Source organism: Pseudomonadota bacterium, assembly GCA_022361155.1.
In the GTDB taxonomy this organism is placed as follows: domain Bacteria; phylum Myxococcota_A; class Polyangia; order Polyangiales; family JAKSBK01; genus JAKSBK01.
Window position 1 is genome coordinate 1 of the sequence record JAKSBK010000533.1, and the last position, 6796, is coordinate 6796.

The window sequence follows — 6796 nt, forward strand, 5'->3', positions numbered from 1 at the left end:
CCGATCCACCCGCGCAAGCAGCCGCGTCCTCGTCTTAGCGTCCTCAACATAGTGTCGACTATGCTTCCGGCGCTTCGACTGCGGAGCGGCCGTTATCACGGGCACCTCGACCGGTCGGGCTCGAACACTGGCGACGTCGACCGCCTTGCCAGCGAGCCCCACTGCAGGCCCCAACCAACCAGGATTCCTTTGGCGAGGCACTAGCGCAGCAAGCGGGAAAAGGCCTTGAACTCCTCGCTGCCCGCACGGCCGAACAGATCGAACAACACGGTTTCGGTGCTCGTGACGACGGCGCCGGAAGCGCTGAGCAGACCCTCGGCGATGCGGCGATCTTCGCTGCTGCGGGAGCACACGGCGTCGATGGGAACCTGCACACGAAAACCGGCTTGCGCCAAGCCGCGGGCACTCTGATAGACGCAGATGTGCGCCTCCATGCCCGCCACCACGACGGCGGGAGCCTGTCCTTGCCCGCTGTGCGCGGAATCGAACACGGTCCGCAGGGCCGGGACAAGACCCTCGGCACCGCAGGCGTCGAACGCGAGCTTCTCGAAGCGCTGCGGGGCCGGGCTCATGGCATCGAGGCGTTCTCGAAGCGCGCTCAAGGTCGGGCCAAGGCCCTTGGGGTACTGCTCGGTCACGAACGTCTTCAGACCGAGCATGCGTGCACCCTCGAGCAGCAGTTCCAAGTTGCGCAGCATGGGCGCGCGCAGCGGTTCCGGCACCGCCGCCACCAGCTTCTCCTGCACATCCACCACGAGCAGCGCCGTACCATCGGGCTTGATCGCGAGCTCGCCCGAGTACGGACGACCAGTCATCTACGGCCTCCAGCCCCACATGGGGCGCCCCGAGCGTAGCGCATCGCATCGTCGCCGTGGTAGCTCGCCGGCGGCCGCGGCCGCGTTCGCAGGCCGCCGGCCGAAAAAGGGCGCCGGAGGGGTTGCGTTTTTCGGCAGCTTGCACTAACTATGGGTCATTGACTGACCGAAAGTCAGTTTCTGAGGAGCGGTACCCAATGGGTGTGGCGGAACGACGAGAGCGCGAGCGAGAGCAGCGTCGCAAGGACATTATCGACGCTGCGGAGCGGGTCTTCTTCGGCAAGGGACCCCTCGAGGCCACGATGGACGACGTGGCTGCCGAGGCCGAGCTCAGCAAGGGCACGCTCTACCTCTATTTCGCCGGCAAGGACGAGCTCTACCTCGCGATCGGTACGCGCTGCCTGGCCTACATGTGGGAGCAGCTGTCGTCGCTGGCCGACGACGGGCGCAGCGGCTTCGCTGCGCTCGAGCGCTTCTGTGAGGTCCACCGAAGCTTCGTGAAGGAGCACCCCGACCACGTCAAGATCATGTTGGCCTGGCAGGCGTCGGGTTTTCACGCGGACCCGGATATGCCCGGCTTTCCCGAGTACCAGGAAAACACGCTGCGCCTGTTCCAGCTCATCGTGGCGGTGATTCGCCGCGGGCAGGCCGACGGCAGCATCCGCGAGGGGCTCGATCCGGCGCAGTGCGCGTTTCAGATCTGGGGCGGGCACATGGGGGTAACCATGCTCTATTTCAACCGTGAGGAGATCGGGCGCCGGCTGCCGTTCGAGCTCGACCTGAGCCCCTTGCTGCCTTCGTTCAGCGAGCTCTTGCTGCGGGGGCTGCGCGCCGACGAGACGAGGCCATGAGCAGATCGCGAGCGACCGGGCAGCGCCGGCCCCAAGCCGATCCGGGCCGCTTCGTCAGCGCACCCTTGGCGTTGTTGTTGAGCGGCACGGCTTTGGGCTGCGCCGTGCATCGGGTGCGCCACGATCCCAAGCCCCCGGTGCGCGTGCCGGCTGCCTACCACGCCGCCTCGCACGAGCCACAAGGGCGCCAGCTGCCAGAGCGCTGGTGGCAGGAATTTTCCGACCGCGAACTCGATCGGCTGGTCGATGCAACGCTGCGCGGAAACTTCGACCTGCGGGCTGCCTGGGCACGGCTCGCTCAGGCTCGGGCTGTCTCGAGGCAGGCGGGTGCACCGCGTTGGCCCGGGCTCGAGCTGCGGGCGACGGGCACCTACCAGCGGTTTCTGCTGGGCCGATTCGGAACGCTTGAGTCTCGCCAGAACAACAACTCCCTTGCCGCCAGCTACGAGCTCGACCTGTGGGGCAAGCTCAGCTCGGGCGCGGCCGCAGCGCTGCAGCACGAACGCGCCGCCGGCGCCGATCTGGCCGCGCTTGCCATGAGCCTGGCCGCGGAGGTTTCCGAGCGTTGGTTCGACCTTGCGCGCTCCCGGGCGCAGCAGGCCCTGCTGGCCGCGCAGCAACAGAGCAACGAAACCTTCCTCGAGCTTGTGATGCTGCGGTTCAACCAGGGGCAGGCCTCTGCGCTCGACGTGTTTCAGCAACGCGAGCTGCTTGCGGGCAACCGGGCCGAGCTCGAGCTGTTGCGAGCCAGCGAAGCCATGCTGCGCAACCAGCTCGCGATCCTCGCCGGCCGGACGCCCGGTACGCTCACGGCGCAGGGCCACCTGCAGCTGCCCGAGCCACTCGCCCTTCCGGGGCTTGGCCTGCCCAGCCACCTTCTGCAGCGGCGGCCCGACGTGCGCGCGGCCATGCACCGCGTGCAAGCCGTGGATCACCAGCTGGCCCAGGCCGTGGCGGATCGCTATCCATCGCTCAGGCTGAGCGCGTCGGGCAGCCTGCAGGCAAACAACCTCAGCGACCAGGCGCTCACCCCGCTCTGGAATCTGGCAGCGAACTTGCTCATGCCGCTGATCGACGGCGGCCGGCGCGCCGCCGAGGTCGAGCGGCAGCGCGCGCTGCTCGCCGAGCGCGTGAGCGCTTACGGCAAGGTGGTGCTCTTGGCGCTGCTCGAGGTCGAAAACGCCCTGGTACAAGAACGGCAGCAGCGCGCCCACATCGAGGCGCTCGAGGGACAGCTCGAAGTGAGCCAGGCCAACCTGCGCGAGGCGCGTCACCGTTACAGCCAGGGGCTCAGCGATTTTCTGCCGGTGCTCACGTCGCTGCGTGCGACCCAACAGACCGAGCGCCGTTTGCTCGACGCACGCCGGCAGCTGCTGTCGCATCGGATCCAGCTCTGTCGCGCCTTGGGCGGCACCTGGACCCGCAGCCTACCTCGGGCAGGCAGCGGGCACCACAACGTGGGAGCTGCATCATGAAGGCCGTCTCGATCGTCGTCCGGGCCGTGTTGCCGATCGCGCTGCTGGTGGCCAGCGTGCTCGGTGCGCGCGCGCTGATTCGCAGCCGTCCGCAGCCGGCGAAGAAGGCCCGAGCCGATCAGGGGCTGTTGGTCGAGACCTTGACGGTTGAACGCGGCCGGCAACGCGTGAGCGTGCACGCCAAGGGCAACGTGATTCCCGCGCGCGAGGTCACCCTGCAGCCCGAGGTCACCGGACGCGTGCTCTGGCAGCATCCCGAGCTCATCGTCGGTGGACGGATAAAGAAGGGCGCCACACTGCTCCGAATCGATCCGCGTGACTACGACCTGTCGGTGCACCAACAAACAGCTCAAGTGGAGCGAGCGACCCTCGAGCTCGAGCTCGAGCAAGCACGCCAGAAAGTCGCCGAACGCGAGTGGCAGCTGTTTGGCGAAGCCCCTCCGACTCCTCGAGCTGGAGCGCTCGCGCTGCGCAAGCCCCAGCTGCGCACGGCGCAAGTCGCATTGCACTCGGCCAAGAGCGGGCTCGACAAGGCCAAGCTCCAGCTCAAGCGCACCCTGGTCAAGGCACCCTTCAATGCGCTCGTGCGCAGCGAAGCAGTGGAAGTCGGGCAGCTGGTTTCTCCTCAGAGTCGCCTCGCGACGCTCGTGGGCAGCGATGCCTTCTTCGTGCAGGTGGCGGTGCCCGTGGACGAGCTCGGCTCCGTGCGGATTCCCGGACTCAACGCGGAGCGTGGTTCCGCGGCTCGTGTGCTGCAGCAAATCGGCGAGCAGCGGATCGAGCGCCGGGGGCGAGTGATGCGTCTGCTCGGGGAGGTCGATCCGATGGGTCGCATGGCGCGGCTGCTGGTGCAGGTCGACGATCCTTTGGGGCTCGAGGTCGCCGGCGAAGATCGCGCGCGAGGTACGGGCATGCCGCTGCTGCTCGGAGCGTATGTCAGCGTCGAGCTCCAAGGCGGCGAGGTTGCCGGCGTCGCCGAAATCCCTCGCCTGACCCTGCGTGCCGGCAACGGCGTGTATGTGGCTCGTCCCGATAACACGCTGGGAATGCGCCAGGTTCGGATCGTTCATCGCCGTGCCGAGAGCGTGCTTGTACGGGGTCTCGACTCGGGCGAGCGCCTGATCGTGAGTCCGGTGCCGAGTGCGATCGAGGGCATGCGGCTGCGTACGCTCGCGGACAAACCGAGCAAGCGAGCACCGGGCAAGCGAGCACCGGGCAAACGTTCGCCCGCGCAGAGCACGAAAGCGCCTGCCGAAAAGCACCATGGCTGACTTGCCGAAGCGGGCTCGGGCAGGAGCCGGGAGCAGCGCCGGAGGCTCCCGAGGCGGCGCCGAAGACGGCCGTGCAGCGCGCATGGACGAATCCGGCCCGCTGGCCTTCATGGCCAAGAATCCGGTTGCAGCCAACCTGCTCATGGTGCTGCTGCTGGCCGGTGGCATAGCCATGCTGAGCCAGATCAAGCGCGAGGTCTTTCCGGAGTTCGAGCTCGACTTGGTGCTCATCAATGTGGCTTATCCCGGGGCGAGCCCCGAGGAGGTGGAGCAGGGCGTGGTACTGGCCGTCGAGGAGGCCGTGCGGGGACTCGACGACGTCAAGGAAGTCCGCTCGACCGCTCGGGAAGGCGTGGGCTCGGTCAGCGTCGAGCTGCTGAGCGGCACCAACACCGACCGGGCGCTCTCCGACATCAAGGCCGCCGTGGATCGCATCACGTCGTTTCCCGTGGATGCCGAGCGTCCGGTGGTGAGCCTTGCCGCGTCCAAGCGAGCGGTGCTGTCGCTGCTCGTTTATGGCGATGTCGACGAGAAATCCCTGCGAACGCTGGCCGAAGAGACACGCGCGGGGCTGCTGCTCGATCCCAACGTCACGGTGGCCGAGCTGAGCTTGGTCCGGCCCCTGGAAATCGGCATCGAAGTATCCCAGGAGAACCTGCGTCGTTACGGGCTGACGCTCGAGGCGGTGGCCGATGCGGTGCGCCGGGCGTCGGTAGAGATTCCCGCCGGCGGCATCAAGACCGGCAAGGGAGAAGTGCTCCTGCGCATGACCGAACGGCGTGACCTGGGTGTCGAGTTCGAAAACATCGTGGTGCTGTCTCGTCCCGACGGCAGCCAGGTTCGCTTGAGCGAAATCGCGACCATCGATGACGGCTTTCGCGATACCGACCAGGAAGCTTTCTTCAACGGCAAGCGCGCCGCGGCCGTGGAGGTGTTTCGGATCGGTGAGGAGGGGCCGATCGAGGTCTCCCAGGCGGTGCACGACTACGTGGAGCGGCACCGAGACGCGCTGCCGCCGGGCGTAGCGTTCGCGGTCTGGAACGATCGCTCCGAGGTCTACAAGCAGCGCCAGGATCTGTTGCTGCGCAACGCCTACCTCGGTCTCGCGCTGGTGCTCTTGGTGCTCGGCCTGTTCCTCGAGATCCGCTTGGCCTTTTGGGTGACGTTGGGCATCCCGATCTCCTTTGCGGGCTCGTTGCTGTTTCTGCCCTGGCTCGACCTTTCGCTCAACATGATTTCGCTTTTCGCGTTCATCGTGACGCTCGGCTTGGTGGTCGACGACGCGATCGTGGTCGGGGAAGCCGTCCACAAGCACCAGCGAGACGGCATGAAGCTCGTTCAAGCCGCGATCGCGGGCGCGCGCGAGGTGGCGGCGCCCGTCACCTTCTCGATCCTGACGACCATCATCGCATTCACCCCTTTGCTGGCTGTGCCGGGCGTTGCGGGCAAGTTCTTTCGTAATATCCCCCTGGTCGTGATCGCAGTCCTGGCCGTATCGTTGATCGAGTCGCTCTATGTGCTGCCGGCCCACCTGGCCGAAGGCAAGCACGTGCTGACGACCCTGATCGGTGCGCCTTTCCGCATCGTGGATTCCTTGGTGAAGAAGCTCACGGGGCGCAGTTTCGTCGGGTTCGTGGTGCACCAACAACAGCGCTTCAGCGATGCTGTCGAGTGGTTCATCCAACACATCTATGCGTGGTCGCTGCAAGTTTGCCTGCGCTGGCGCTACGCCACGCTCGCGTTCTTCGTGGCGGGGCTCGTCTTGACTGTCGGGCTGGTCGCCGGAGGACGGGTGCAGTTCACGTTTCTGCCCAAGATCGATTCGGACGTGGTGCAAGCCCAGCTCGAGATGCCCGTGGGCACGCCGGTGCAGCTCACGCGCAAGCTGCAGCAACGCATGCTCCAGAGCGCGCGCGAGACGCTCGAGCAGTACGGGGGCGAGCAAAGGCTCAGCCGGGGGATCCTCTCCGAGATCGGCACGGGCATGGCGGGCGGCGTGGGCGCGTTGGGCGCACGCGATGGAGGAGGACACCTGGCCACGGTGCGGCTGTTCCTGTTGCCCGGCGACCAGCGCGACGTGAGCTCCCGAGTCATCGCGCAGGCTTGGCGCGAGCGCCTCGGCGACATTGCCGGTCCCGAAAGCCGGCGGTTCCGGGCCATCTTCCTCACCACCCTCAGTACGGTGGGCGGCCTCACCCCGCTCATCATGGAAAAAGACATGCAGGCGCGGTTCCTCATTCCCATGGCCATCTCCATCGCGGCGGGGGTGGCCTTCGCCACCATCCTGACCCTGGTGCTGATCCCCAGCCTCCTTGGAATCCTCAACGACTTAAGGAGAATCACCCACAGAATCACAAACGGATTCTGGGCGGAGAGGGAGGCCG

The 6796-nt window shown here is 66.8% G+C and carries 5 protein-coding genes; 4 read left to right on the top strand and 1 reads right to left on the bottom strand.

The window, feature by feature from the left end; all coding sequences use genetic code 11:
* Positions 1-200: 200 nt before the first annotated feature.
* Positions 201-815 (bottom strand): isochorismatase family protein, encoded by a 615-nt coding sequence (locus MJD61_19885; protein ID MCG8557523.1) that lies wholly within the window; start codon positions 813-815, stop codon positions 201-203.
* 197 nt (positions 816-1012) lie between these two features.
* Here MJD61_19885 and MJD61_19890 point away from each other — a divergent pair, with 197 nt between their 5' ends.
* The 4 genes from MJD61_19890 to MJD61_19905 form a co-directional block, all read left to right on the top strand.
* Entirely contained in the window at positions 1013-1666 is a 654-nt protein-coding gene (locus tag MJD61_19890; GenBank protein MCG8557524.1) for a TetR/AcrR family transcriptional regulator, read from the top strand.
* A complete protein-coding gene (locus MJD61_19895; GenBank protein ID MCG8557525.1) occupies positions 1663-3141 on the top strand; it encodes an efflux transporter outer membrane subunit in 1479 nt (492 codons plus the stop codon). Before MJD61_19890 ends, MJD61_19895 begins: the two co-directional genes overlap by 4 nt.
* Positions 3138-4412: an efflux RND transporter periplasmic adaptor subunit gene (locus MJD61_19900; GenBank protein ID MCG8557526.1), complete on the top strand. Its 1275-nt coding sequence runs from the start codon at positions 3138-3140 to the stop codon at positions 4410-4412. The genes MJD61_19895 and MJD61_19900 overlap by 4 nt, the downstream gene beginning before the upstream one ends.
* Positions 4405-6796: efflux RND transporter permease subunit (locus MJD61_19905; GenBank protein MCG8557527.1), on the top strand; the 2392-nt coding region annotated here is incomplete at its 3' end. The genes MJD61_19900 and MJD61_19905, both read left to right, overlap by 8 nt.

Excerpts from the sequence above, each read along its gene's own strand:
- MJD61_19885 (MCG8557523.1), bottom strand. The coding sequence starts at position 815 with ATGACTGGTCGTCCGTACTCGGGCGAGCTCGCGATCAAGCCCGATGGT.
- MJD61_19890 (MCG8557524.1), top strand. The coding sequence starts at position 1,013 with ATGGGTGTGGCGGAACGACGAGAGCGCGAGCGAGAGCAGCGTCGCAAG.
- MJD61_19895 (MCG8557525.1), top strand. The coding sequence starts at position 1,663 with ATGAGCAGATCGCGAGCGACCGGGCAGCGCCGGCCCCAAGCCGATCCG.
- MJD61_19900 (MCG8557526.1), top strand. The coding sequence starts at position 3,138 with ATGAAGGCCGTCTCGATCGTCGTCCGGGCCGTGTTGCCGATCGCGCTG.